Source organism: Spirosoma jeollabukense (assembly GCF_054777855.1).
In genome coordinates, this window is record NZ_BAAHAD010000001.1 from 1,204,851 (window position 1) to 1,230,494 (window position 25,644).

Consider the following 25,644-nt stretch of genomic DNA (forward strand, 5'->3'; position numbering starts at 1 on the left):
GAATCCACACAATCAAAAGTTACCGGACTACGTATCTTATTTTGATTATTTCGGTCATGCAGACCTCCATATGGCTATTTCTGGCGCTATCCTCCATATTTGTGGCGGGGCGCCAATTCCGGGAAACACCTCAACAATCCCTTAATCGCTACGTCGACTTTCTGAATCAATCGGTCACTGAGGTTACCAGTCGATTTCAACAGATACGGGCTTATCAGGCTAACATCGGTTCCTATATACCGAATACGAATTTCCCCATAGCGCTTTCTCCATCGGGGCTGCTGGAGGAATATTATTACAAAAAAGCCCTCTCCAATGACGGATTGACCGAAGCCGAAACAACACGATTAAATACCAGCGCAGAAGCAATATGGAAGCTGACTTCTAGAATTGACAGTACAACCAAAGCACTGGAAACCTACAATCGGTTGAAAGATTATGAGCGGGACAATTTCAAAAAGGCAAACGAGCTAATCGCCAAGCTTCAGGTACTTCTGACTCAGTTTAGTCAGGATAAGGCTAAATTCTATCAACAGGTTCAGCGAGTCTATCGCCGGTATCAGCCTTATTTACCCACAAACCCGTATCTGTATACGGAAAAAGAAATGGGACAGGTGCTGGAGAACCAGCAACAATTGCTCGATACGGTACGCTATTACCTCAACAAAGGCAACCATTCCGATTGGCCCGTTGACTTCGTTCAGAAAAGCATACTGGCTGATGAAAAATTGCTTATTGAGTTTGGCAAAGGCAAGTTGGCCATTGACTATCCGGCCAGCGATATGATCTCGGCGTTTAGAACAGGCTTACAGGGCTTACAGGCCCTGAAACGTCGGGCTGTTGATGACTATAATTTTGCCGCCCGCCAATCGACTCAACACGGAAACGAATTCTACCTTTCGTTCCTTAATCACTATAACAATGATTTGTTGAGCTGGCAGCAGCAATTTGTTAAATACAGCACGTCAACCCGACAATTACTGAATTACCCTGCCTATTCGCCGGTTTTTGCCGTTGATGTCCCCGAAGCCGCCATACCACCAGCAAAGGGAGCCAAACCTTTTCGGGACGCACCGCCAATTGTTTTTGCGACGACGCCGGCCGCTGCTCCGGAAAGCGTTGCTACGTTCCAGGCGCTGACCAGCTATCTGGACTTCATTAACGAGTCGTTACGTCAGATGAATCAGATGCAGCTACTGATGCGTAACTACCAATATTCGGCCGACAGTTATCGGGCATCAGTGGCGCGGGGCGGGAAACGTAATGGCCTGACATATTCGCACGAGAATTATAAAGTTCCGGTGTCTGAATACCAGCTTTTGCGTATTAACAGCGTCCAGATTCCGCAGGCTTATCGCACATCAATCAACAGTCAGGCCGAGGTGTTACTGGGAATACTCACAGAAATGGATGAGTTGAGCATTGAGTTGATTGGCTACACAAGTGGAAATCAGTATATACAGGATAACTTTCAACGGTCCGACGCTATTCTGGACCGATACGGGTATCTGTTCGATACGTTCGATAAGAAAAAAGAGCAACTCTATCGGGATGTACGACGCATTCACGAAAGTTTTCCGATGAAAAAACCAGCTGACTCGTGGAATGTAGCGGGGAAAGCCATGCTTCAGTTGTTGGATCTGGATAAAGATGTGCTATTCGGTGTGAGAGCGTTTTTACGCGGTGAAACCACTCAACTGCCCGCTATTGATTCGGTGCAGGTAAAAGCCAGAGAGTTGATTACCAACGAATTCCAGAACCTGAAGGGCTTACAACGCTATGGACGCAGCAACGGCCTCTGTCCTTACACACCTTACGAAGACCTTGCCGATCATTCGATCAAACTAGCCGAAATGGTTCAGAAAGTCAAATTGCCCACGTTTGCCTACGCAACAAACCCCTACGAATCGTTTTATTACTTTTTTAACGAATTAGTCCACACTTACAATAAATTCAGTGAACTGGCCAAGACTAACGTACTGAAATCCATCAGCGAACCGAATATAACGGCTTTCCAACGGTCGAAAGTTCAGTTCTCATCAGCTTCTGTTACCCCTATCACACCAGAGCAGCCCGCCAGTCGATTAACAGACAGTTCTACTCCATCGAAACAGCAACCGATTGCTAACCGTCTACCTGCAACGAACGAACTGACAACAAACGGTAAAACAATACTAAAGCATGACACCGTTTTTATCGATCGTCCGACGGTTGATACAGTCTACATAGATCGCAGTAATCAGCCGGGTGCTGCCGCTTCTCTGGCAGGATTTGCACCGAACAATATGGTGTTATTGCTGGACGTATCATCGTCGATGGATTCGCCCTATAAATTGCCTCTACTCAAAAAATCCATTAAATCGCTAGTGAATTTGCTTCGGCCTAAAGATCAAATTTCGGTTATTGTATATTCCGGAAAAGCGCGTGTGGCGTTGAAACCCACATCGGGTGCGAAAGCGGATGAAATTGTCCGCGTGATCGATCAACTTCAATCAGACGGTGACACTGATGGCAACGGCGGCATTCAATTGGCCTACAAGGTAGCCAACAAGCAGTACATCCGGGCGGGTAACAATCGGATCGTGTTAGCTACCGACGGCGAATTTCCAGTGAGCGATGAAGTTTTTCAGTTGGTGAGCGCGTCTAGTCGTCAGGACGTTTACCTGACGATTTTCACGTTCAGCCGAAAAGAAATCAATAGCCAAACTCTCAAAAAACTGGCTCAATTAGGCAAAGGAACGTATGCCCACATTACCCCCGAAAACGCAAACCTGCAATTGATCCTGGAAGCACAAGCAAAGAAAGTACCCTAGCAGTAAACACTGTTTTTGTCCACAGAGACACGGAGAGCACAGAACTGCAGATTGCTGGTTTCTAAATATTTACAACTTTGTACTCTCCGTGTCTCTGTGGATAAATTTCAATAAAACTTGCCCGGTTTACTGATACACACGGCACCCCGAGCGAGTTGCGCGAGAAACTGACGGGGCGTCATATCCAGAAAATAGTGAAAGTCCTTAATCAGGTGGCTGTGATCGTGATAACCGAACTTAAGTACAAGATCCAGCCAGTCAATCGAGGCAGGATACGCCTGAAATAGAAAAATAAGTACTTTTTTGAAGCGTAGAAAACGTATCAACTCTTTAGCTGAATAGCCAAGTTGTGCCTGAAATCGCAACTGAATACTTCGGGGAGACAGCTGATATGTATCGGCAAGGGCTTTAATTGGGTCGGTAGCCGATTCTTTGAAATAGGGAATGCTATCCATCAGAGGGTGCGCCGACGATGCAACGGGAGCAACAAATAGTAGGACATACTCACTTAATAGCTGCAACCGATCGCTCAATTCGGGCATACCGGCCAACTGCTGCCATAAATCATCAAAGCAGTTTTTATTGAGCAATACGTCAGGATTATATAGATCACCTACCCTGAGCTGCTGCATGGGAACTTTCAACAGTCGATGGAACCCATTGAGGGTAAAATTCACAACAATCAGATCGGCACCGGCAGGCAGTTCATACGTTAGCACTTTTTGCAAGGGACCCAATACGGCCATTTTCCGAATCATATAAACGCTATCACCTATAGAGACAGGAATTTCCGGACCGAAATTGAACACCAGAATCATCTCATAACTAGGCAATAACTGTTGCCGGAGCGGTGAAGCATCCAAGGCCTGCTGGACACAATAAAAATGACTGAATACGGTCGCCAACCGGGCGTCGGCGTCAACTACCTGGCTATTCGTTAGTGTTGTCATTTTCGTTTTCTTACAATTTTGCCTGGTCGTTCGAGCCGACCTTTGTCTTGTCAAAACACAAATAATACCAGTTAGGCTCACTACAATCAACCCAATTTTACTCATTCGATTGAGCAAGCCGGTAGCGAACCATCAAACGACAAGCCTATGAATACGACCACAAACTCACCGTCAACAGGTAAAATGCCTACTCTGCTCATTACGGGCGCAACGGGTAGCATTGGTTCAGCACTCACCCGACTTTTATCCCAGCGCGGCATCCCGTTTCGTGCCCTGGTCCGCTCGCCTAAAGATGCAGAGAAATTCACCACATTAGCTGGGGCCGATGTGGTGATAGGCGACTTCAACGATGCTACGTCCCTGGCTCAGGCTTTAATGGGCATAGAGCAGGCTTTTCTGTTAACGAGCTCCTCAGAACAAGCCGAAGATCAACAACTTAGCTTTGTAAAACAAGCGCAAAAGGCAGGGGTGCGGCACCTTGTAAAATTATCCCAGCTAGCCGCTGACCAGGCATCTCCTGTACGGTTTCTCCGCTACCACGCCGTTGTTGAACAGGCTATTCAGGGATCGGGAATGGACTTCACGTTCCTGCGCCCTAACTTGTTTATGCAGGGTCTACTGGGTTTCAAAGACTCAATCAGGGAACAGGGAAAGTTCTTCGCGGCCATTGGCGATGCCCGGATCAGTGCCATCGACATTCATGATACTGCGGAGGTAGCTGCTACAACCCTTACTAAATCGGGACATGAGGGCAAAACATACACGCTCACGGGGCCGCAGGCACTAACCCACAAAGAGATGGCCGACGCGTTATCTGTAGCCTTAAATCGACAGGTTACCTTTATAGATGTTCCATCGGAAGCCATGCGGAGCGCCTTACTTGGAGCAGGTTTTCCAACTTGGCAAGCCGACGGCCTACTGGAAGATTATGCGCATTATAGTCGAAATGAGGCTTCGTTCGTTACATCAGATGTTCAGGCTATTACGGGTAATTCACCACGCACTTTTGCTACGTTCGCTCAAGACTATGCCCCGGCTTTTTCCTAAAAGTAATACGTTGCCGAATCTATAATAAAGCCCAAAAAGCAAAGGGATTACAGAGAACAATCTGTAATCCCTTTGCTTTTTGGGCAGCTATACGCTCCATTATGGGCAGAAAATCTTATAAAATGTATAACTCACCGTTAGGGCTGTATAAGTGTAACTGTCATTCAGACCTGGGTTACCTTGCCCTAACTTACTGTTGGTTACGCCAAATGTTCTATCGCCCAATCCATCTAAATAGTCGTTGTTTGTGAAGCGGGTACCAAACTCAACGCCAACGCTCCACGGCCGTTTTATTTCATACTTTATGCCTATGCCCAAGGGGAACGCAAGCATACCACGCGCCTTAATAACGGCATTATTGAAGTTGACGATTCCTATTCCGCCAAATATGTAGGGTGACCAGTTTTTTACTTTTGGCTGTGGTTTATAATTGAAAAAATTATATTCAAAATCTACTGTTACTTCACTAAGACTCGTACGATATGAGTAGTCCCGTGCCTGCTGAAAAGGATCGCCACTAACCCGGTCTTCACCACGCAGACCACCAATTGCAACTCCCGCCCGCATTGAAAATGAACGGGTGGCATTATAACGGAAAAATAGGTTCCCCGCCGGTCGATAAAATCGGGGATTGAGCGTCGGCGAAACGTCGCCTTTACAGAGCATACCGCCCAGTCCTCCCCCTACTTCCATTTTCTGAGCCTGCGTACTAAAACTGATAAAAAGCCCGGCTATCACCAGCCGGGCCACGTTGATTCTATAGTGAGGCATAAATCAGGTAATAGTATGCAGTCGGCAGAAAGTGTCTGATTCTCTAGTAGACCAACCACTTCTTTGCTTACCATGCGTTTATTTAATGGGTGGGCACTTGATTTTATATGGGATAATGTACTGAATCGTAAACTGGGTCAACACATAACCATCTGGCAGAAGCCCCTTTGTACTACGTACTGGAGAATTCAGTGCATCTGCAATGAGTCCCTTTTGCTCGGCTGTTCCATTATCATACATGGTTCTCAGCACTTGGTAACGCTCAGGTGCATTCTTAGTACGAGCGGCAAACTCCTCCAGCCGCCGATCGGTCATTACTGTTGCTACGCCCTGTTGAGTCGCTTTATCAGCATAATTACCGTTGCCTACGTCGTCGAGATAATCCGTAAACGTCACTCGTAAACCAAGTTCCGCTCCAATAGTGAAGCTATCGTTCAACCTGTACCGAACACCAACACCAGCCGGAATGGACACGGTTACCAATGAATAGGGCTTGTCGAAACCAGGTTGCCCCTGCCCTTCTGTATGCAGCGGTTGAAGTTTGACCCATTCCTGACTACCAGGTTCAGTAGTAACTGGTGTGCGAGCTTCGGGACTATGCGCTAATAGGGCTATTCCCCCAAATATATACGGCGTAAATTGCGCCCGGTTATCGGAATTGCGTCCGTCTGCCTTGAAATTATAGATACCCGTGACAGCAAACTCTTTCAAATCATTACGGAAGTGCAGATTCCGGGCATATTGCACCAGATTATCCTCAATGTCATTTTTATTATACTTATAATCATCACCCGTAATGCGCGCCCAGGTAAACATAGCGCGGGCCGCAAAATGGGGCGTGAACTGGCGGGTATAGCCCAGTCCAACATTCCATCTAGGCAGCATAAATAGTGTCTTAAGGGGTTTGCGATAGCCTGCCAGATCGCCAAAATAAGTAGACGTACCACCTCCAAACGACACCGATGAATACGGAATAAAATTCGTATTCGGTCGCCGTTGCCCCGAGCTTTCCGTAACCTGGCCCATCAGCAGACAAACTGCCGCAGCACTCATCACTAACTGCTTATGTTTATTCATATTCGTGAAGTACGTGAATCAACCATGGCTAGCTCGTAAACCAGCCAATTCCGAAACGGTAGGGCCGTAGCTTTTATTGGCCTTAGACCGTAAAATTTATCTTCTATAGGGACATATGAGCCTCAAAACAAGCCATGCCTAGCGGTGAATTTTGAGCTTTGTACGCTTCTTAATTGCGTATATCCCAACCCCAGTTGAGTTTACTACGTAACGTATTGAGGAAATTATCATCGCTGAGTTTCACCAGCCTGGCCTTGAACGCTTCTTTCTGAACGCTGATCCTAACGGCCGTTTCAACCGTAAATGATCGAGAATCCAGGGCGGCCAAAAAATTACCGCTACGGCTCTCAACTTCAAAGGCTAATTGACAGCTATCCATTACGATCATGGGGCGTACGTTAAGGTTGTGCGGACTAATGGGCGTAATAATAAAGTTATTCGTCTGAGGCAGCAGCACGGGACCTCCACAGCTGAGCGAATAACCTGTAGAGCCGGAGGGCGTTGAAATAATTATACCATCGGCCCAATAAGAGTTCAGAAATTCGCCATCGAGATACGTATGCACGGTGATCATCGACGATGTCTGCGTACGTGTTATCGTAAAATCATTGAGACCGAAAGGCAGGTTCCCAAAAATGTCCTGGCTCGACCGAACACTTACCAATACACGTTCATCAATGCTATATTGATCATTGAAAAGGGCATCAATCATTAGGCGAACCGACGCCGGAGCCACCGTAGCCAGAAACCCCAGTCTCCCGATATTAATGCCGATGATGGGAATTTGGCGGGCACCTACATGTGTAACAGCATCCAGCAACGTACCATCGCCCCCCAGACTAAAAATGAAGTCGGCATCTGTAACACCTTCTTCAATAGTATAGGTATCCTGGCTATAATGCGCTACGCCTGCATTATCCAGATACTCGCGATAACCTTTGGAGATGATTAACTCAGCTTGTCGTCGGGCCAGTTCCTCAAACATGGATTGGATGTAAGGACGAGCTGATTCGGGAAAGTTGCGCCCGTGAATGGCGATTTTCATAAAAAGAAGTCGTTAGCCGATAGTCATTAGTCGATAGCCCCGGCATCAATATGTACTGATGAGTATCGACTGTCAACTGTCGACTATCCTAGGTATTTAAATAACGAAGCAACGAGTCGAGTCGATCCTGGTCGATATTTTCAACAGGAGCATTGGCAAAAGCTGCTTCAATGTGATAGCCGAAACGTTCGAGCGTTGAGATGACCCGCGTAATATCGCGTCGATTCAGCTTGAGCGTCAGGCGGGAGCGGTCGGGCTGGCCGTAGGCCGCGCTGGAAAAAAAACTGCTTACAATCTTGACGTTATTCGATTCGACCAGACGGCTGATTTCAGATAGCGAGTAATCGCGCTCGTTCATGTTCAGAATCAGAATAGCACCCACTTCCTGTACGCCCAGCTCCTGACCAAACTGTTTGAGCAATTCATTGACGGAAATGGTCCCGCTAAATACCCGCTCTTCACTTATTACGGCTACTACCTCCATATGATGCTGGATAACGAGTCCCAACACCTCGAACAGATGCTGATCTTCCTGCACATACGTCTTTTCAAACAGGCGCATTACGTCACTTAAGGGGCGTTCATCATCGGCAACGTCCAGTAGTAATTCTTCGCTAACAATGCCCCGGTAATCGCCCTGATCGGTCAGCACGAGTTGCCCGACACGGTGTTCCTCCATCCACTCCAGGGCCTGCCCGACCAGGTCGGTTGGCTTTAGGGACGGCAGCATAGGATCTATTAGTTCGGCGGCCAGCATACTTAGTAATGTTAAAAAACCTGTTTGGCAGAAAACTACACAAATTAAGTCATAGTTTCAAAACTGTTCTCGGATAACTCTTCACTGAAAACAGGATGCCTGACAAGCCAGCTATCAAGCAACGCATTGAATTGATCGGGACGTTCCATCATCGGTGCATGGCAGCACTTATCAATAAAGTGCAGTTCCGAATTGGCAATCAGCCGATTAAACTCATGACCTACCTCAGCCGGCGTAATGGTATCATTCAATCCCCACACCAGCAACGTCGGCACCTGTATTTTGTACAGATCTTTTGCTACGTTATTTCGCTGGGCCGATTTCGCAATAGCCACGATGCTCATGCATTTGGGAATGCTGCTGGTAATCTCAAACACTTCGTCAATCAGGTCTTTGGACGCAACTTTCGGATCATAAAATGTATAGGCCACACGCTCGGCGATGTAATCATAACTGCCCCGCTTCGGAAACGATCCTCCCATACCATTCTCGAATAGCCCGGAGCTTCCGGTCAACACCAATCGGCGGGCCTGTTCGGGATTTTTAAACGCGTAAAGAATAGCTAAATGACCACCCAGCGAGTTGCCAAGCAGCGTCATATCATGAAGGGATTTTTGCGCAACGAATTTTTCAATGTAGGTCACCAACCCCTCCAGACTTGCCTGACGAATAGGCATTTCATAAATAGGCAGCAACGGAATCACCACCCGGTAGCGGTCTGAAAAGGTATTGATAACGCTGTCCCAGTTACTAAGGGCACCAAACAGGCCATGCAGTAACAGCAGCACTTCGCCCTGACCTTCATCTACGTAGCGGAAACCCGCTTCCTCCCGAATGTGATAGCTCATACGTATTGCGCGGTTAAGGTTGTGGTTAGGTCGTTTTTTTTATAAGTAAACAATACAAAATCAATCCAGTTCTCGACAAGCTGCAATCCATGCTGGGTAAGGGCCGCTTCGGGATGAAACTGCACGCCCCATATGGGCAATGTCTGGTGGCGGATGGCCATCACCTCATCCTGTTCCGCTGCAGCTAACTTCACTAATTTATCAGGCGGCAGGTCCGTTAGTACCAATGAATGATAGCGCGTTACGTCAAATTGTGTCGGCAAGCCCTGCCATAATATATCATCGGTTTTGATACGAATTGTCGATACTTTCCCATGCATGGGCCGTTTGGCCCGGGTTAATGTTGCCCCAAAAAATTCGCCCAGCGCCTGATGTCCCAAACAAATACCCAGCATAGGCACGCGCTGATGGTAATAGTGGATAACATCCATAAGGCGGCCAGCCTGTTTGGGTACGCCCGGACCTGGCGACAGCAAAACCGCATCGACAGGTTCGTTGATCAGATCAGCTAACGGTTCATTGTTTCGCACAACGCGACACGTAGCACCTGCCTGCTGTAAATAATCAACCAGCATGTAGGTGAATGAATCGAAATTATCAACAACCAACAGGTTCATACAGCCATAACGCAAATTAGACTGGCAAAATTAATACTTTCTAAAAAAAAGCAAGAACACATAATTAATAGCGCCTGATTATCAGAAGATTAATTTTTTACAAACTTAGAAATAGTCAAAATTTATAAAAAAAGTGCTACGTAATGAATAATGAACTTATTAATAGGTCGGCGTAGCGGTTAAATTTGACGTTTATTTATAAACACAACTCATCGCTGACATGGCTACAGATTCGCCCAATCTGGATTCACCCGTTGTTATTATTGGTGCCGGTATGGCTGGTCTAACCTGCGCCGTTCATCTCAAACAAGCTGGGGTTCGTGCTCTTGTGCTCGAAGCAGCCGATGGTGTGGGCGGGCGTGTCAGAACCGATACCGTCGATGGTTTTCAACTCGATCGGGGCTTTCAGATTCTGTTGACGGCCTATCCCGAAGCGCAACGGTTGCTCAATTACGCAGCACTTGACTTACGAACTTTTCGTTCTGGCGCACTCATTCGGGATCGGGATGAATGGATAACGGTACTAAATCCACTACAGGAGCCACTTTCTGTGTTCCGGATGATTGGGTCTTCCGTTGGAACCTTGGGCGATAAACTGCGGATTGCCGAATTGATGCGCCGAACTCAGGGCTTGCCAATTGGTGAACTGTTTCACCAAACACCCACCACTACCCTAGCGTTTCTGCAGGAATATGGCTTCTCAGATCAGATTATCGAGCGATTTTTCCGGCCGTTTTTTGGGGGTGTATTTCTGGAAGATGCGCTTATAACCTCAAGTAATTTCTTCGAGTTTTGCTTTCGCATGTTCTTCTCGGGCGATGCCGCCGTACCCGCGCGGGGCATCGGGGCCATTGCGATTCAACTAGCAAGTCGATTATCGCCTGAACAGATTCGACTCAATAGTCCGGTTGGTCAAATTTCCGGTAACACGATTCACTTAGTCAATGGCGAGGTAATTCGAGCGAAAACCATTGTCCTGGCCGTCGATGCAGCCCAGGCTGCTACGTTGCTGGGCAAGCCTGTTCCTGCTGAACAATCATTCAACCATACCACCTGTACATATTTTGCCGCGACAGAATCTCCTAAATCAACCCCGGCTCAGAAATTATTATTACTCAATACGCACCGCAGTTCGGCAGTACATAACGTAGCCATTATCAGCGACGTAGCTCCCGACTATGCACCGGCCGGGCAGACGCTCATTTCCGTTAGCACACAAAGTCTGGAACTAGTGAATGAACCCATTTTAACTCAACAGATCCGACAGGAATTAACGGGCTGGTTTGGTAGTGAGGTGCAACAATGGCGGCATTTGCGGACGTACCACATTCCTCATGCCCTGCCTGCTTATGCGCCCATGCAAGCGGGTTCCAGTGCGCTCCGTCACCCCCTAAAACTGAGCGATTCACTCTACCAATGTGGTGACCAGACGACTTACCCCTCGCTTAATGCTGCCATGCAAACGGGCCGGGAAGTCGCGGAGATGATTAGTAGCCTATAAAAAAGAACTACCCGAAAACTTACAGCTTTCGGGTAGTTGGTAAACGAATAAACTTAAATCACTGCTTCGTATTGTACGCATCCAGGAACAGGTAACGTGCCCGATTTTTTTCCGTTTCAAGGTGGGTATTTACGTCGATCTGCATATACTGAACGCTATTCCCGCTGTTAGCCGCTGGCCACTTTGGCAAACCCGCTCCATTTGGGTCGTGGTTTTTAATGAAGTTGGCAAAGTATTCCTGCATGACCTTCGAGATCTTATAATCGTCGGGTGTCCAGGCATAGACTTTATTACTGGCCAGATTTCCCATAGCATACTCAATTTCAGCCGAGTGAACCGCACCGCGAGCTGGTGGTATTTTGCTGGCGGGTGTATCGCCCCCTTTCACAACGCCACCGGCTAATCCGGCGGTTGCATTTCCCATCTCAGCGGTCATGGATGGACGCGGACGAGAATAATAATAGCGATAGACCGGTTTACCACCCGTTTTAATCTGCATATCAGCCCATTTCCAGGTACTGAACGCCAGGAACCGATCGCTGGCCAGATCCATCGCTGAATTCAACACTTCCTCTTCGTTTGTAGCCGGATAGAGCTTTAACACTTCATCGGCACGGTCGCCGTATAGTTTTTTGACGGCATTGGCATAATTTTCTGGTGTTGGCTGTTCTTTGCCTAGTATAGCATTAGGCCCCATTTCCTGCGAATTCCAACCCACCAGTAACGGTACGTGTGCCTGCTCGCCAGCCGCAAAAATTGCCGTCGGCGCTTTAGGCAGGAAATACCCATCAATGGTAGAGGTGAACCAGGGGACACCCGGCTTCGCAGTGGCCTCAAGCACTTTTTCGGCTGGCATCGCCCGCAAATCCGCCAACGATTTTGCATCCAGACCCGTTGCAAACGTAACACCGCTCTGTTCTGCGGTAGCAAGTGAATTAGGTGGCATGCCACCTAGCAGGGAACCACTTTCACCAATGGCAGCGGCAAAAAGATCTTTCGCCAGCGGAGATACCATTTGAGCACTTACGGCCACCGATCCAGCCGATTCACCCGCGATAGTTACTTTGTTCGGGTCGCCACCAAAGGCCGCAATATTCTGCTTCACCCAACGTAGCGCGGCTGTCTGGTCCATCAGGCCGTAGTTACCCGACGCATGATGCGGAGACTCCTTTGTTAGTTCAGGGTGGGCCATAAATCCAAATACGCCGAGCCGATAATTTACCGTAAGGGCTACAATGCCTTTCTGAGCCATGCTTTCGCCATCGTAGCGCGCTTCAGAACCATCTCCCGCAATGAATCCGCCACCGTAGAAATAGACCAGCACCGGCAGTTTTTCATTGGCCGATTTCGCAGGCGTCCATACGTTCAGGTACAGACAGTCCTCACTCATGCCGTTTGATCGGAAGCCCATGTCGCCAAAAACAGCCCGTTGCATGGCGCGTGGCCCAAACTTGTCTGCTTTGCGAACACCCTGCCAGTTTTTAACAGGCTGAGGTTCTTTCCACCGTAAATCACCGACGGGCGGTTGACCAAAGGGGATGCCTTTAAACGCGCGAATTCCGCTCGATTCTGTAACACCTTCAACAACACCGTTGACTGTTTTGGCCTGGGGAGCGGTTTGGGCAACGGCTACATGCGCTAATTGAACAGTCAGTACCGAAAGCATAAAAAGAGTTTTCATTGCCATTTTTTTTAGGGGAAAGGAAATGTATTGACAACCACCGAACGCTGCGTTTGCTGGGTAAATACGGAATTAGTTTGATTATTGTCACAAATTGATACAATAATCAAAACTTAAATTGAGACCACCAAAATTTTTGTTACTTGCGCCTAAATTTTAATAGAATGAGCGATCAGCCAATCCCCGAAGAAATCAGTCCAGATGGTGCAGGCTTTCTGCCAGGTCTGGCTATTGACTTCGTGATATTCGGGTTTCATCAGAACCAGTTAAAGATTCTGTTGCTAGCGTACCGCAATACAGACTTACTGGCGCTACCCGCCGGGTTCATACAGGAGACTGAAAATTTGAACGATGCAGCCCGCCGGGCGCTAGCTGAACGAACGGGATTGCATGATATTTTTCTGGAACAATTTTACGTTTTTGGCGATCGAAACCGCCACGATCCGGCCCCTATGCGAGCCATTATGGAAGCTAAAGGTATCACTCCGAGTGAGAACCACTGGTTACTACGTCGGTTTGTTTCGGTTGGCTATTACGCCCTGATTGATTTTACGAAAGCAGTACCCATTCCCGATCCGTTATCGGACAGTTGCGAGTGGTATGATTTAGCGAGTCTGCCCTCCTTGATGCTGGATCATCAGGCCATTGTTCAGAAAGCCCTGGAAACGCTTCGAACCGATCTTGACCGGAAACTGATTGGTTTTAATCTCTTATCTGATACATTTACCATGGCCGATCTGCAATGTCTTTACGAAACGATTTTAGACCAGCCATTGCATCGGTCAGGCTTTCAACGCAAGATGCTCAGCCTGGGGATTTTAGAACGTCTTGACAAGAAATTCAGCGGAGGAGCTCATAAGGCCCCGTATCTATACCGGTTCGTTGCCGAAAAGCAACCGCACTACGTTCTATGACAGCAAACCAATAAACCGCTTACCCGATCCGTTGATTTTTCATGCGTGTAAACGTGTTGCGCCGTTACGTACTTCCCCTGCTGATTGCCTTACCAATTGGGGCACTGCTACTTTATCCACAAGTACTCCGGTGTATGTACGTCAGTCAATCAGCCGATTTCCATCGCCTTGCGCCTGATAGCGAAACATACGTCAGCCGCACAGCTACAGCGTCTCAACAGGCAAAACTCCAGCAACACGTCCGTATCGCTCATGACCGCATCCACCGTTTTTGGGGCGACCGACGCGGTCGTGCTACGTTGATTTACTGCCCAATTCAAGCTGATTACGAACACTATTGCGCAGGGGGCGAAGGAGCCGGGTGTAGCTTGGGAACGCCCTGGGGCACGTCTTATCTGGTGCTGGGCCCGGATGGCAATAACCCCGACGTGATTGCGCACGAACTCTGCCACGACGAATTATTTGCTCGACTGGGCTGGTGGCGCGTGAAACGCCAGATTCCGCAATGGTTCAACGAAGGGTTGGCGCTAATGGTCGATTACAGGTTCACGAATCCTTCGGTATGGGATAAGCCAGACAGTTTGCAGCAAGCCCTTTCAACCGCTGGTGATGATGACCTGATGGTATTTCTGCAACACCCAATGCTTAAACTCGCTGACCTGGAAACTACCCGCGACTTTTTCGGTGGCGATTCCTTCCATACGATGCTGGCCTACCAGACAGCAGCCGAAGAAGTCGCCCGCTGGCTAGCCGTGGTCGGTCGATCGGGCGTTCCGGCCTTATCCAATGCGCTGGCAACGGGTCATGAATTTAGTGATACGTATCGACAATTAGAGCGCACAAAACGAGCCGCACAGAAACGTAGTAAATAAGTTAAATTAGCTGCGCTTTAGTCGATTGACATGACACTACCCTAGCAAAATCAAGATAATTTTTGCCACTGCCAAACCAAACAAAATCAGGCCTTGTTCTATCCTAACCTACAGAACCACTGGCCTTACCCTATGAAAATACCTAAACTTTTTTTGTTTTTACTGCTAACCGGATTAACTGGGTTTGCTCAGTCTACCAAACTAACGAATTCGCCTACGCCGGGCTTCGATATAGCGGGGTCAGATACGCGTGCCATACAGATCGCCGATGCTGTGATGAATGCGATGGGCGGGCGGGAATCGTGGAATGAAACCCAGCTGATTACCTGGACGTTTGCCGGCGTACGGAAGTTTGTCTGGGACAAATGGTCGGGAGATGTTCGAATCGACAATCTTCACGATGACCAGACAATCCTGCTGAATATCAACAATGATAAAGGGCGTGTTTTCCGTAACGGTGATGAACTGACCGATCCGGATTCAGTAGCTAAATACGTTAAACAAGGTAAGCAAAACTGGATTAATGACTCATACTGGCTTCTGATGCCCTTCAGACTTAAAGAACCGGGCGTGACACTTAAATACCTGGGTGATGAAGTTACGCAAGTAGGCAAACCCGCCGATGTGCTCCAGATGACATTCAAAAGCGGCAGCAGCATGCCCGGTAATAAATATAAAATATGGGTAGACAAGAAGTCACGACTGGTAACGCAGTGGGCTCGTTATCCCAAAGTCACCGACCAGTCTCCTCTTTTCACGTTGCCCTGGGACGATTATCAGCAACATGGCGGTATTCTGCTCTCCAGTGGCCGGGGTGGACGTGACTTAACCGATATTATGGTCTTTACAGGTTTACCAGGTGAAGTTTTCAGCGATTTCACCCGAACAGACTTGAGCCGATATCCGCAGGCAAAGTGAGGGTATGGTTTTCTGCCTACGAAAGCAGTGGACTTAAAACCGGGCGCTCAACATTGCAAACACTAAAACCGTAACAAACTAACTCGTTAACATCACTGTTTTCTCCTTCATGGAAGTAGCTGTTTTACAATCCCCCGTTGTCCAAAAGAAAGTAGTTGGTAAAACGGGCGTTTTAATTGTCAACCTTGGCACCCCCGATAGCCCATCGGTACCCGACGTACGCAAATACCTGCGTGAGTTTTTGATGGATGAGCGGGTTATCGATATTCCGCTCGTTCAGCGTTCACTACTCGTCAATGGCATTATCGCCCCGTTTCGCGCCCCCAAATCAGCAAAGATTTATAAGCAACTCTGGACCGAAACAGGTTCGCCCTTAAAGTACTATGGACAAGTCGTTGAGAAAGAATTGCAAAAAGAGCTGGGCGATGACTACGTAGTGAAATTAGCGATGCGCTACCAAAGTCCGAGCATTGATGCGGGTTTGAACGAATTTCAGCAACTGGGACTGACTACCATTGTTGTCGTGCCGTTTTTTCCGCAATATGCATCAGCGTCTACCGGGTCGGTGTATGCGAAAGTGATGGATATCGTTAAAGATTGGAACGTAATTCCGGCCATTCGGTTTGTCAATCGTTTTCTGGAGCACCCGAAATTCATCGAAGGATTTGCACAGATTGCCCGCAAATACATGGCGGCTTATGATTACGACCACTTTCTGTTCAGCTACCACGGATTGCCCGAAAGACAGATTCGTAAAGGTGACGTAACGAAAACAGTCTGCCAGTTTGGGGAGTGTTGCAATACGTTCAATGCGCTGAATCAACATTGCTATCGGGCACAATGCTTTGAAACGACACGCCTGCTGGTCGAAGCCTTAGGCATTCCGGAAGGAAAATACACAACCTCGTTTCAATCGCGGCTTGGCAGCGACCCATGGATTAAACCCTACACCGACGAGGTCATCAAGGGATTCCCGGCTAAAGGCATCATGAGCGTGTTGGCATTTTCGCCCGCATTCGTCGCTGATTGTCTGGAAACGACGATTGAAGTGGGCGTAGAATATAAGGAACTCTTTGAGCAGGCTGGTGGAAAACATTGGCAATTGGTCGAAAGTCTAAACGACAGCCCGGTCTGGATCGAAACACTAGTTGATCTGGTCAAAACAGCTTAGTATGATTCACTTTCTTATTAGATAAATAACTGAGAGGTAACTGATTACTATTACGTAGTGATCAATCAGAATTATTCATTGAATCATAAACTATTGGCTGGCGCGCATTTTGAATCGCGTCAGCCATTATTTTTTACTATAAATTGAGCGGGTAATTATCTTACGGTTATTAAGGAACTCTACCTAAATTGCCAGCGGAAAAATGTAATTACAACATCAATTTATGCAACAAAAGATACGACGCGAAGACGCCCTTGAGTATCATGCCAAAGGGCGTCCGGGCAAACTCGAAGTTATTCCCACCAAAGATTATAGTACGCAGGCCGATTTATCACTGGCGTATTCGCCGGGCGTAGCCGAGCCCTGTTTAGCCATTGCCGAAAATCGAGAAGACGTTTATAAATATACGGCCAAAGGTAATTTAGTCGCCGTGATTAGTAACGGGACGGCCGTGCTGGGGCTAGGTGACATTGGCCCCGAAGCCAGCAAGCCTGTTATGGAAGGCAAAGGCTTGCTATTTAAGATTTACGCCGATATTGATGTGTTTGATATTGAGCTAGATACCAAAAACGTCGATGAGTTTGTCAGAATGGTAAAAATTCTACAGCCGACATTTGGGGGCGTAAATCTGGAAGACATCAAAGCGCCGGAATGCTTCGAGATTGAGGAGCGGCTAAAAGCCGAACTGAATATTCCAATCATGCATGATGACCAGCATGGTACGGCCATTATATCAGCCGCTGCCCTGCTGAACGCACTCGAAATCGTTGGCAAGACCATTCAGCAAGCAAAAATTTTAATAAATGGTGCAGGGGCATCAGCCATTTCGTGTACGAAATTGTATGTGTCTCTGGGAGCCAACGTCGACAACGTAGTGATGTGTGACAGCAAAGGCGTTATTCGCGCTGACCGCACCGATCTTGATGAGCGTAAACGTCTGTTCGCTACGTCCCGCGACCTGCATACGCTCGAAGAAGCATTCGTTGGTGCCGATGTATTCGTCGGTTTGTCGAAAGGCAATACGGTGAGTCAGGATATGGTACGGTCGATGGCTGAAAATCCGATTGTGTTTGCGATGGCCAACCCCACGCCCGAAATCAGCTACGAAGACGCCATTGCAGCCCGCCCTGACATCATCATGGCAACGGGTCGCTCTGATTACCCGAATCAGGTCAACAACGTGCTGGGTTTCCCATATATTTTTCGGGGAGCGCTCGACGTACGCGCTACCGAAATTAATGAAGCGATGAAGCTGGCAGCCGTAAAAGCCCTGGCCGACATGGCGAAGAAACCCGTTCCTGATCTGGTCAATATGGCTTACGGAACAGACAATCTGATGTTTGGTCGTGGCTACATCATTCCTAAACCCGTTGATCCCCGTTTATTGGTAACCGTAGCCCCAGCCGTGGCAAAAGCCGCGATGGAATCGGGGGTAGCGAAGCAGCCAATCACCGATTGGGATGCCTACGAAAGTCAACTGGCCCGGCGGCTAGGGCAGGATACCCGTATTTCGAGAGTGATCAACAACAAGGCCAGAACGAATCCGAAACGAGTCGTGTTTGCCGATGCCGAAAATCTGAAAGTTCTTAAGGTAGCTCAACAGGTTAAAGATGAGGGGATTGCACAACCCATTTTGCTGGGTGAAACAGCCATGATTCAGGACATGATTACTCAGAACAACCTGGATCTGGCCGATATTGCTATCATTGATCCGCGTTCGCCGGAGCAGCATACGCTGGTCGATCAGTTTGGCGATTTATTTTATAAAAACCGGCATCGTAAAGGCGTGAGCGCTATTGAAGCCCGAAAACGAATGCTCCAGCGCAATTACTTTGGCGCTATGATGGTCGAAACCGGTCAGGCCGACGCGCTAATTTCGGGGTTAACCCAAAACTATCCGGATACCATCCGACCGGCCTTGCAGGTTATTGGCAAAGAGCCGGGCGTCCAGAAAGTGGCTGGAATGTACATTTTGCTGACCAACCGGGGCCCCTTATTCTTCTCCGACACAACAGTCAACATGAACCCCACCGCTGAAGAGATTGTCGAGATTACCGAACTGACGGCACGAACGGTTGAGCGATTTAATATTAAGCCACGTATCGCCTTGGTAACCTATTCCAATTTTGGCAGCGCCAAAGGTGACGACGCCGACAAAATGCAGCAGGCCACTGAAATCCTTCAAAAAAAACACCCCGAGATGGTCGTAGATGGCTCGATGCAGGCACATTTAGCCTTCAATGTAGACTTATTACGTCAGAATTATCCCCTTAGCAAGTTGGTAGACGAAGGCGCTAACACGCTCATTTTTCCAAACCTATCGGCCGCTAATATTGCCTATAACCTGATGCGGGAAGCCGCCGGACCACGCTCGGTTGGTTTCGACGCGATTGGCCCAATTTTGTTGGGTATGCGGAAGCCCGTTTACGTACTGCAACTCGGCTCTTCCGAGCGGGAAATTGTCAATATGGTAGCCATCGCCGTAGTTGAAGCGCAGGGGGTAAGTTAGGCGAGATTTACAACGCAGAAGGACTAATTACTGATTAAGAAAGCACGAATTTCAAGGGCGTCCAGATGGAGAACCGTTGCTCCGTCTGAACGCCCTTTTTACTAAAAAAATCTACAGCATAATTACGGATCATACGATCTGAAGTAGTATTCATTTATTCATCTGATCAGGCCTAATTATTAACTAGTTATCCAAAAAAGTTACCATTAAATAAATCGGTAAAAATACCCATTCATCACCAGTGAATAATTTCTCACATTTACGAGCAATTCAAAAATCATTCACTAAAAACTTTATTGCCATGAAAGAACTACACTGCAAAGACCTAGGCTTCGACTGCCCTGCTGTTGTTAAGGCTGAAAGTGAATCTGACGTGTTACAAATAGCCGCCCAACATGCCCGGGAGGTTCATCAGGTAACAGTCACACCTGAGATGGCTGAACAGATAAAGCCCCTGATTCACGACGTATAACAGCCTGGCAACATAGTATGATAGGCAAAAGACATTTACTGATCGTTCTTGGGTACTTTTTCATGTTTGTTACAACGTATGCACAGACATCCAAAACCAATGTTTCTACTGCGAACACGAAAAAGATGAAGTTCCTTATTCACATTACGTGTGGTCCGGAAAACGCTACAAAAGCGGCTTTGGGCTTCCTGGTAGCAAAAACGGCTCTCGATGAAGGACATACTGTCTCGCTCTTTCTGGCGGGCGATGCTGTTACCTTGCTCAAAGACACCGAAATGGATAAGGTAGTCGGGTTGGGGACGGGCAAACTGAGGGAGCATTATGAGGCTATTGCGAAGGCAGGCGGTACGTTCTATCTGTCCGGCATGTCTTCGAAAGCGCGTAACGTAACAGATGCTGACATTACGGGAAAGCCCGCCGAATTCGCCATGCCTACCGTTTTAGTCAGGCTCGCTGCTGATAGCGACCGGATGTTTACGTACTGATTTTAACAGGCTTAATTTACAACGCTCATCCTATGGTATCTGATTATTTACGCACAGTGTATACTTGTTTCTTACTTGCCTTAATAGGCACATCAGGTCTAAGTCAAACCGTCCACACTGCTGCCAAGCAGAATGAGAGCGTTTGGGTGATTTCGTATCCGGTTAAGGCTAGCAAGCGCGCTCAGTACGAGCGATTTATCCATGAAATTTTCTGGCCTGGTGCAAAGAATTTATCGGCGGCTGATCAGAAGATATTTAAACAGACACGGGTCATGCATCCCACGAAGCCAGAAGCCGATGGCTCATACGCCTATCTGTTTATTATGGACCCGGTCGTCAAAGGCGCTGATTACGGCATTGAATCACTTCTGACGAAAGAGTATGGCGCCCAGAAAGGCAAGGAATATTTTAAGCTCTTCAAGGACGCGATCATAGAAAAGAATTACAAAGACTATCGGGTTATTCAGTCGAAAGACTAACGTAAGAGATAGCTATTACTTAACTTATCGCTCATTATTACCAAGTACTACCTGAGCAACTACTTTCAACGATAAAGGCATGCCACGGTTTGGAGCCGTGGCATGCCTTTATCGTTGAAAGTAGTTGCTCAAACTTGAATACAAATCTACCTGCGCATCAGGGATGATCGGCGGGAGTCGAGTTTGAGGAAGATGAACAGGAGAATCGAAAATGACCAAAGCGATGAGCCACCGTAGCTAAAGAACGGCAACGGAATACCAATAACAGGCATTAAGCCGATGGTCATACCGATGTTGATCATGAGGTGGAAAAATATAATTCCCGCCACGCAATAGCCATACACCCGCGCAAATTTGGTACGTTGCTTCTCGGCCAGAATGACAATACGGGTAAGCAGTCCGATAAAGAGGGCAATGATCACGAAACTGCCCAGAAAGCCATGCTCTTCTCCGATGGTGCAAAAGATAAAGTCGGTACTTTGCTCGGGCACGAAGTCGAGTTTGGTTTGTGTTCCTTCCAGAAACCCTTTTCCATATAACCGTCCTGAACCGATCGCGATTTTAGCCTGCGTTACGTTCCAGCCAACACCCAGCGGATCAATAGTTGGGTCAACGAGTACTTTGATACGATTGCGCTGGTGTTTTTGCAGGACATCGTTCACAAAAAAATCGACTCCTGCCACATACACCATCATCACAATAGCAACGATCCCCATCGACAGCAAGTTGTTTATCGTACGATTATACCGGGGCATAAGCAGGATAACGACACCGATAAGAACCACAATACCAATAAAGATATACAGCTTGGAAAATACCAACGCCAGAATCAATAAAGCGACGGCTGCAATGCCAACGGCCGGAATCCAGCCGGGTAGCCCCTCGCGATAAAGCATGATCACAAACGAGGCAAACACCAGTGTAGAGCCCGTTTCGTTGGAGGCCAGAATCAGAATACAGGGCAGCACAATGATAGCTCCAATGTAGAGCAGGTCCTTTTGCTTATTCAGGCTAACGCCAGGTATGTCCAGATACTTGGCTAAGGCCAGGGCCGTCGCCATTTTCGCAAACTCTGCGGGCTGAAGCTGAAACCCGCCAAATTTAATCCACGACCGCGATCCATTGATGTTTGCACCAGCTACCAGCACGAGTAGCAGCATGGCAATCATGACACCGTAGAAGACAAAAGCAAACGTATCGAAAAACGTATGGTTGACGACAAGAATACAGATAATCAGAATGGCTGTCGTGCCAATCCACATCAACTGCTTCCCGGCATTGGTCGACATGTCGAAGAGGCTGGTTTGGTCCTCAGGACTATATACAGCCGCGTAGACATTCAACCAGCCTATGGTTACACAGCCGAGGTATAATAAAAGCGTGAGCCAGTCGATTGGTTGCGCAAAAGGGTCGTTACGGCGCGCCATTGTTACTAGATGTCAAAATCGGATAAACGAAGATTAAATACCGCCTGCACCCGCCACTGGAGTGCTCTGGCGTTGGTTAGCGGTCATAAGTGGTTTAGGCGCGATTGCCTTAGGCGTTGGTATTCTTGTGGTATCCAGGTAGCGAGTTGTATCTTTTTTCATCGGCACGGCCTTTCGAGGGGCTGGTACGCCAGCAATTGGCGGCAGATAGCTGGCCGCCATAAGCCGGGCGGCTAAATGTTTGGACTCCGTTTTTCCTTTGATAAAACGCTCGGCAACTAAAGCGGCAATTGGTGCGGCCACATCGCCACCCCACCCGGCATTTTCAACGAACGCGACGACGGCAATTTTGGGGTCGTTCATGGGCGCGAAGCCAACAAAAATAGAGTGATCAAATTTATGCCCGTACTTAGCGTTCTGCGACGTACCGGTTTTGCCGCACATGTCAATGCCATAAATATTAGCCGACTTTGCACTACCGCTTATTACGGCCCGACGCATTCCGTCGATAACCGGCAGGAAATATTGACGCTCAACACCAGTGTCGTGCCGTTCCAGGTATTCTGCCGGGACGTTCTCCCCTGCCTTACCGAAACCTTTTATGTAGTGAGGTGTAATGAACCACCCACGATTGGCGATAGAAGCTGCCAGATTGACCAGTTTTAAGGGACTGATCAGCAGCTCACCCTCGCCGATACTGAGCGAAGAGACATAGGAAAATTTCCAGCGATTTGCGCCGTGATACATCTTGTCGTAATACGGTACGTCGGGCAAATTACCGCGTAATTCACTCGGCAGATCGACGCCAAGCCGCTGTCCGATGCCAAATTTTTCAACCCGCTCGTGCCACTTTGCTAATCCCACCGCCGATGCCTTGAAAGTATTTTTTTCGGCGTTGTTGTACAGCATTTTTCGAAATACCTGGTAGAAATACGGGTTGCAGGAATTACCAATTGCCCCGCGCAGATCATTCCCCCCCCGGCAGTGACACCGCATGGGCGAACCTGTGTGGCCGTATACTGTTTGCGGCAGTAACGTACCATCCTGTTGCGCGACCAGGGCCTGAATCAGTTTAAAGGTCGAGCCGGGCCGATAGCTCGCCATGATGGGCCGGTTAATGAGCGGCTTGTAAGGATTTTTTATTAACTCCCGATAATTTTTAGAGAAGACGCGGGTCGATAGCAGACTCGGATCGTACGTTGGCGCTGACACGGATGCCAGGATTTCGCCCGTAGCAGGATCAACGGCGACAATGGCGCCTACTTTGTGTTGCATCAGGCTATCCGCAAACCGCTGTAAATCAGAGTCGATACCTGTTATGAGATTTTTACCGGCAACGGCCAACGTATCGAAAGCACCATCCTTCCACGACCCCTTATTGACACCGTGTACGTTCTGCATGATAAATTTGACGCCCCGCCGACCCCGCAATTGTTCTTCGTATTGCTCTTCCAGTCCGTTCTGTCCTATATAATCGCCCTGTCGGTAGTAAGGGTATTCCTGATCATCGAGTTTTTTACGGCTGATTTCACTAATATAACCTAACGCATTGGCCAGCGTATGACCGGGATATGAACGTACCGAACTGATCATCGGCTTGAAACCCCGGAAGTCGACCAGCGCATCCTGAATCCGGGCAAAATCCTCTTTCGATAGTCGGCGCATGAACAGCGATGGCTTCACTAACGAATAGTTTTTAGCCAGACCCATGATGCTATCAAAGTCGGATTTAGTCAGGTTCATCAACCGGCAGAACGCCAGCGTATCCGAAATTCGGGCCTGTTTGGGTGTTACGTATAGGTCGTAAACAGGCGTGTTGTCAACGAGAAGTTTGTTGTTCCGATCGTATATCTGACCGCGATACGGAATTTCAATTACCCGCTTAATCGAGTTCTTCGATGCTCCTAATGAATAGGTATCATCCAGTACCTGTAAATAGAACAACCGGGCCAGATACAAAAGGCCAACTATGCAGAAAACTCCGATAATGACCCACTTACGATTCTCCAACATGAGAATAAATTCCTTAAATTCAAGCGATGCACTCTCTACAAAGTTAGTCTAATAACGACGAACTAACGTAGTAGTGATGAATTATGAATGATAAATTATGGATGATAGTTCGTATCTGTTTTATCCTATTCGCATATCATTTATCATTCATAATTCATCCTTAAATATCACCATCCTTTAGCCGTTGTCCTGATTCGGCAGAGATACATGTCGGCGGTGATGTAAAGTGTAGAGCCATCGTCGCCCCAGGCACAGTTGGCCGTCGAATTACCAACTTTGATATGGCCAAGAAACTCCCCGGCGGCCGTTAAGACCAGTACACCATTGGCACCGGTTACCCATAAATTACCGTCACGGTCAGTCTTCATGCCGTCAAAACCTCCCTCAAATCCCTGCTTCTTCATGGCATCGGGTCCAAATACGATACGTCCCTTTCCTACTGATCCGTCGGCCTGCAGGGGATAGGCCATTATGACCGGATTCTTCGGGTCCGATTGGGCGACATAAAGTATTTTCTCATCGGGCGAGAGGGCTACGCCATTGGGTCGGGTCAGGTCACTCACAACGATCGATACTTGTCCAGGGATTCCGTTACGTTCGGGGGCAATGCGATATACTCCATAGCCGTCTGTTTCGCGATCTGGGTCATTTTCACCCTTCCGCATCCCATACGGCGGATCGGTGAAGTAATAGCTGCCATTCGAATGGGCCACTACGTCGTTTGGGCTACAAAAACGCTTGCCATTGTAGTTATCGGCCAGGGTGCGCTTACCACCACTGCCGTCCAGAGGCATGGCGGTTACGCGCTTGTCGCCATGCTCGCAGGAAATAAGCCGCCCCTTCGTGTCGATCGTCAGGCCATTGGAGCCGCGTTCACCCCCATATTCACCCAGGCCGGTATAGCCTGATGGTGTCAAAAACGGCTTGGCGCCTTCTTTTTCCGTCCACTTGAAAATTGTGTTTTCCGGTACGTCGGAGAAAAGTAAATAGTTACCCGACTTAATCCAGATTGGTCCTTCGGACCAGGTAAATCCGCTGGCCAGAACTTCGATTTTGGCATCCCTGGGAATAAGTTTATCCAGTCGCGGGTCGGCCCGAACCACCTGCCCAATGGTCGGATAATTCGTCGTTTGAGCTACGGCTGACGCAAGTATTATAACTAGCCAACCAGCCAGCAAAATAGATTTCGTTTTCATAGGTTTGGGTTTACGGGTTCAACCAACTTTCAGGAACAAAAAGTAAGATCGTCAGGAATTTACCTTAGCCATTTCGCGAAA

General features: G+C 48.0%; 22 protein-coding genes. 11 read left to right on the forward strand and 11 right to left on the reverse strand.

The window, feature by feature from the left end; translation table 11 throughout:
• Window positions 1–56: 56 nt before the first annotated feature.
• The gene (locus ACYVEA_RS04890) at window positions 57–2,813 is read left to right on the forward strand and encodes a VWA domain-containing protein (protein ID WP_461112210.1); all 2,757 of its coding nucleotides are present in this window, start codon (window positions 57–59) and stop codon (window positions 2,811–2,813) included.
• 107 nt (window positions 2,814–2,920) lie between these two features.
• Here ACYVEA_RS04890 and ACYVEA_RS04895 read toward each other — a convergent pair whose 3' ends face one another.
• A complete protein-coding gene (locus ACYVEA_RS04895; protein ID WP_461112211.1) occupies window positions 2,921–3,763 on the reverse strand; it encodes a helix-turn-helix domain-containing protein in 843 nt (280 codons plus the stop codon).
• 147 nt (window positions 3,764–3,910) lie between these two features.
• On the opposite strand from ACYVEA_RS04895, the gene ACYVEA_RS04900 reads away from it, so the two are divergent.
• On the forward strand, window positions 3,911–4,810 hold the full coding sequence (locus tag ACYVEA_RS04900) for an SDR family oxidoreductase (protein ID WP_461112212.1): 900 nt from the start codon (window positions 3,911–3,913) through the stop codon (window positions 4,808–4,810).
• Window positions 4,811–4,909: 99 nt separating this feature from the next.
• On the opposite strand, the gene porG is transcribed toward ACYVEA_RS04900, so the two are convergent.
• From porG to ACYVEA_RS04930, 6 genes are all read right to left on the reverse strand, one after another.
• Window positions 4,910–5,581: a type IX secretion system protein PorG gene (porG, locus tag ACYVEA_RS04905; protein WP_461112213.1), complete on the reverse strand. Its 672-nt coding sequence runs from the start codon at window positions 5,579–5,581 to the stop codon at window positions 4,910–4,912.
• 78 nt (window positions 5,582–5,659) lie between these two features.
• Entirely contained in the window at window positions 5,660–6,658 is a 999-nt protein-coding gene (locus ACYVEA_RS04910; RefSeq protein ID WP_461112214.1) for a DUF6089 family protein, read from the reverse strand.
• Window positions 6,659–6,827: 169 nt separating this feature from the next.
• On the reverse strand, window positions 6,828–7,703 hold the full coding sequence (locus tag ACYVEA_RS04915; RefSeq protein WP_461112215.1) for an NAD kinase: 876 nt from the start codon (window positions 7,701–7,703) through the stop codon (window positions 6,828–6,830).
• An 88-nt stretch (window positions 7,704–7,791) separates the two neighbouring features.
• The gene (locus ACYVEA_RS04920; protein WP_461112216.1) at window positions 7,792–8,460 is read right to left on the reverse strand and encodes a CBS domain-containing protein; all 669 of its coding nucleotides are present in this window, start codon (window positions 8,458–8,460) and stop codon (window positions 7,792–7,794) included.
• 44 nt (window positions 8,461–8,504) lie between these two features.
• Complete coding sequence (locus tag ACYVEA_RS04925) at window positions 8,505–9,308, reverse strand: alpha/beta fold hydrolase (protein ID WP_461112217.1); 804 nt, start codon at window positions 9,306–9,308, stop codon at window positions 8,505–8,507.
• Window positions 9,305–9,925 (reverse strand): anthranilate synthase component II, encoded by a 621-nt coding sequence (locus tag ACYVEA_RS04930; protein WP_461112219.1) that lies wholly within the window; start codon window positions 9,923–9,925, stop codon window positions 9,305–9,307. Before ACYVEA_RS04930 ends, ACYVEA_RS04925 begins: the two co-directional genes overlap by 4 nt.
• 220 nt (window positions 9,926–10,145) lie before the next feature.
• Here ACYVEA_RS04930 and ACYVEA_RS04935 point away from each other — a divergent pair, with 220 nt between their 5' ends.
• The gene (locus tag ACYVEA_RS04935; protein ID WP_461112220.1) at window positions 10,146–11,426 is read left to right on the forward strand and encodes an NAD(P)/FAD-dependent oxidoreductase; all 1,281 of its coding nucleotides are present in this window, start codon (window positions 10,146–10,148) and stop codon (window positions 11,424–11,426) included.
• 58 nt (window positions 11,427–11,484) lie between these two features.
• Here ACYVEA_RS04935 and ACYVEA_RS04940 read toward each other — a convergent pair whose 3' ends face one another.
• Window positions 11,485–13,107, reverse strand: coding sequence for a carboxylesterase/lipase family protein (locus ACYVEA_RS04940; protein WP_461112221.1), 1,623 nt, complete (start codon window positions 13,105–13,107; stop codon window positions 11,485–11,487).
• A gap of 164 nt (window positions 13,108–13,271) precedes the next feature.
• Here ACYVEA_RS04940 and ACYVEA_RS04945 point away from each other — a divergent pair, with 164 nt between their 5' ends.
• From ACYVEA_RS04945 to ACYVEA_RS04980, 8 genes are all read left to right on the forward strand, one after another.
• A complete protein-coding gene (locus ACYVEA_RS04945) occupies window positions 13,272–14,021 on the forward strand; it encodes an NUDIX hydrolase (protein ID WP_461112222.1) in 750 nt (249 codons plus the stop codon).
• Between the two features lie 41 nt (window positions 14,022–14,062).
• Entirely contained in the window at window positions 14,063–14,893 is an 831-nt protein-coding gene (locus ACYVEA_RS04950; RefSeq protein ID WP_461112223.1) for a hypothetical protein, read from the forward strand.
• A 132-nt stretch (window positions 14,894–15,025) separates the two neighbouring features.
• Window positions 15,026–15,811, forward strand: a complete 786-nt coding sequence (locus ACYVEA_RS04955) for a hypothetical protein (RefSeq protein ID WP_461112224.1) — start codon at window positions 15,026–15,028, stop codon at window positions 15,809–15,811.
• A gap of 109 nt (window positions 15,812–15,920) precedes the next feature.
• Window positions 15,921–16,982 (forward strand): ferrochelatase, encoded by a 1,062-nt coding sequence (hemH, locus tag ACYVEA_RS04960; RefSeq protein ID WP_461112225.1) that lies wholly within the window; start codon window positions 15,921–15,923, stop codon window positions 16,980–16,982.
• Window positions 16,983–17,205: 223 nt separating this feature from the next.
• The gene (locus tag ACYVEA_RS04965; protein ID WP_461112226.1) at window positions 17,206–19,491 is read left to right on the forward strand and encodes an NADP-dependent malic enzyme; all 2,286 of its coding nucleotides are present in this window, start codon (window positions 17,206–17,208) and stop codon (window positions 19,489–19,491) included.
• Between the two features lie 301 nt (window positions 19,492–19,792).
• Window positions 19,793–19,963 carry a DUF1059 domain-containing protein gene (locus ACYVEA_RS04970; RefSeq protein WP_461112227.1) on the forward strand — a complete coding sequence of 57 codons (171 nt, stop codon included), beginning with the start codon at window positions 19,793–19,795 and terminating at the stop codon, window positions 19,961–19,963.
• Between the two features lie 125 nt (window positions 19,964–20,088).
• Entirely contained in the window at window positions 20,089–20,448 is a 360-nt protein-coding gene (locus tag ACYVEA_RS04975) for a DsrE family protein (RefSeq protein WP_461112228.1), read from the forward strand.
• Window positions 20,449–20,480: 32 nt separating this feature from the next.
• A complete protein-coding gene (locus ACYVEA_RS04980) occupies window positions 20,481–20,927 on the forward strand; it encodes a hypothetical protein (protein ID WP_461112229.1) in 447 nt (148 codons plus the stop codon).
• A 146-nt stretch (window positions 20,928–21,073) separates the two neighbouring features.
• Here the strand turns inward: ACYVEA_RS04980 and rodA are convergent, their stop codons facing one another.
• From rodA to ACYVEA_RS04995, 3 genes are all read right to left on the reverse strand, one after another.
• Entirely contained in the window at window positions 21,074–22,354 is a 1,281-nt protein-coding gene (gene rodA / locus ACYVEA_RS04985; protein WP_461112230.1) for a rod shape-determining protein RodA, read from the reverse strand.
• Between the two features lie 33 nt (window positions 22,355–22,387).
• Window positions 22,388–24,367 carry a peptidoglycan D,D-transpeptidase FtsI family protein gene (locus tag ACYVEA_RS04990; protein ID WP_461112231.1) on the reverse strand — a complete coding sequence of 660 codons (1,980 nt, stop codon included), beginning with the start codon at window positions 24,365–24,367 and terminating at the stop codon, window positions 22,388–22,390.
• 167 nt (window positions 24,368–24,534) lie between these two features.
• Window positions 24,535–25,563 (reverse strand): SMP-30/gluconolactonase/LRE family protein, encoded by a 1,029-nt coding sequence (locus ACYVEA_RS04995; RefSeq protein ID WP_461112232.1) that lies wholly within the window; start codon window positions 25,561–25,563, stop codon window positions 24,535–24,537.
• Window positions 25,564–25,644: the final 81 nt, after the last annotated feature.

What these genes read in the sequence shown, in the direction of transcription:
- ACYVEA_RS04975 (WP_461112228.1), top strand. Translation starts at nt 20,089, where the DNA reads ATGAAGTTCCTTATTCACATTACGTGTGGTCCGGAAAACGCTACAAAA.
- ACYVEA_RS04890 (WP_461112210.1), top strand. Translation starts at nt 57, where the DNA reads ATGCAGACCTCCATATGGCTATTTCTGGCGCTATCCTCCATATTTGTG.
- ACYVEA_RS04995 (WP_461112232.1), bottom strand. Translation starts at nt 25,563, where the DNA reads ATGAAAACGAAATCTATTTTGCTGGCTGGTTGGCTAGTTATAATACTT.
- hemH (WP_461112225.1), top strand. Translation starts at nt 15,921, where the DNA reads ATGGAAGTAGCTGTTTTACAATCCCCCGTTGTCCAAAAGAAAGTAGTT.
- ACYVEA_RS04970 (WP_461112227.1), top strand. Translation starts at nt 19,793, where the DNA reads ATGAAAGAACTACACTGCAAAGACCTAGGCTTCGACTGCCCTGCTGTT.
- ACYVEA_RS04965 (WP_461112226.1), top strand. Translation starts at nt 17,206, where the DNA reads ATGCAACAAAAGATACGACGCGAAGACGCCCTTGAGTATCATGCCAAA.
- ACYVEA_RS04915 (WP_461112215.1), bottom strand. Translation starts at nt 7,703, where the DNA reads ATGAAAATCGCCATTCACGGGCGCAACTTTCCCGAATCAGCTCGTCCT.
- ACYVEA_RS04945 (WP_461112222.1), top strand. Translation starts at nt 13,272, where the DNA reads ATGAGCGATCAGCCAATCCCCGAAGAAATCAGTCCAGATGGTGCAGGC.
- ACYVEA_RS04950 (WP_461112223.1), top strand. Translation starts at nt 14,063, where the DNA reads ATGCGTGTAAACGTGTTGCGCCGTTACGTACTTCCCCTGCTGATTGCC.
- ACYVEA_RS04910 (WP_461112214.1), bottom strand. Translation starts at nt 6,658, where the DNA reads ATGAATAAACATAAGCAGTTAGTGATGAGTGCTGCGGCAGTTTGTCTG.
- porG (WP_461112213.1), bottom strand. Translation starts at nt 5,581, where the DNA reads ATGCCTCACTATAGAATCAACGTGGCCCGGCTGGTGATAGCCGGGCTT.
- ACYVEA_RS04940 (WP_461112221.1), bottom strand. Translation starts at nt 13,107, where the DNA reads ATGAAAACTCTTTTTATGCTTTCGGTACTGACTGTTCAATTAGCGCAT.
- ACYVEA_RS04900 (WP_461112212.1), top strand. Translation starts at nt 3,911, where the DNA reads ATGAATACGACCACAAACTCACCGTCAACAGGTAAAATGCCTACTCTG.
- ACYVEA_RS04920 (WP_461112216.1), bottom strand. Translation starts at nt 8,460, where the DNA reads ATGCTGGCCGCCGAACTAATAGATCCTATGCTGCCGTCCCTAAAGCCA.
- ACYVEA_RS04930 (WP_461112219.1), bottom strand. Translation starts at nt 9,925, where the DNA reads ATGAACCTGTTGGTTGTTGATAATTTCGATTCATTCACCTACATGCTG.
- ACYVEA_RS04980 (WP_461112229.1), top strand. Translation starts at nt 20,481, where the DNA reads ATGGTATCTGATTATTTACGCACAGTGTATACTTGTTTCTTACTTGCC.
- ACYVEA_RS04925 (WP_461112217.1), bottom strand. Translation starts at nt 9,308, where the DNA reads ATGAGCTATCACATTCGGGAGGAAGCGGGTTTCCGCTACGTAGATGAA.
- rodA (WP_461112230.1), bottom strand. Translation starts at nt 22,354, where the DNA reads ATGGCGCGCCGTAACGACCCTTTTGCGCAACCAATCGACTGGCTCACG.
- ACYVEA_RS04955 (WP_461112224.1), top strand. Translation starts at nt 15,026, where the DNA reads ATGAAAATACCTAAACTTTTTTTGTTTTTACTGCTAACCGGATTAACT.
- ACYVEA_RS04990 (WP_461112231.1), bottom strand. Translation starts at nt 24,367, where the DNA reads ATGTTGGAGAATCGTAAGTGGGTCATTATCGGAGTTTTCTGCATAGTT.
- ACYVEA_RS04935 (WP_461112220.1), top strand. Translation starts at nt 10,146, where the DNA reads ATGGCTACAGATTCGCCCAATCTGGATTCACCCGTTGTTATTATTGGT.
- ACYVEA_RS04895 (WP_461112211.1), bottom strand. Translation starts at nt 3,763, where the DNA reads ATGACAACACTAACGAATAGCCAGGTAGTTGACGCCGACGCCCGGTTG.